Genomic DNA, 312 nt, shown 5'->3' with positions numbered 1-312 from the left:
CCATTTATTAGTAACTACAACTTATTTTTACCAGCACCCATCCGCTTACCTTGACCAGCTGCTGGAATAATTAATGTATACATATTAATAATCCTCTACTTATAATGCTTTTTCTAATAAGTTACGTTTGGCGAAAATCATACGCCCAGCCGATGTTTGTAACACACTAGTAACAAGCACATTGAGTTGTGAACCTACATATTCTCGACCATCTTCTACTACAATCATCGTGCCATCATCTAAATATGCAACACCTTGATTTTGTTCTTTTCAATCTTTGACAACATAAACACACAGTTCTTCACCTGGGAG

The 312-nt window shown here is 36.2% G+C and carries 1 pseudogene; it reads right to left on the bottom strand.

The annotated features are described in order from the left end of the window. Positions 1-99: 99 nt before the first annotated feature. Positions 100-312 (bottom strand): annotated as a pseudogene (locus ACSG5Z_RS30190) (PIN domain nuclease); the annotation flags it as partial.

Origin of the sequence: Bacillus pretiosus, from assembly GCF_051294775.1 — a bacterium.
Taxonomy (GTDB): domain Bacteria; phylum Bacillota; class Bacilli; order Bacillales; family Bacillaceae_G; genus Bacillus_A; species Bacillus_A wiedmannii.
Note: the sequence above shows the minus strand (reverse complement) of the source record. Positions and strands in the feature narration are given on the sequence as shown.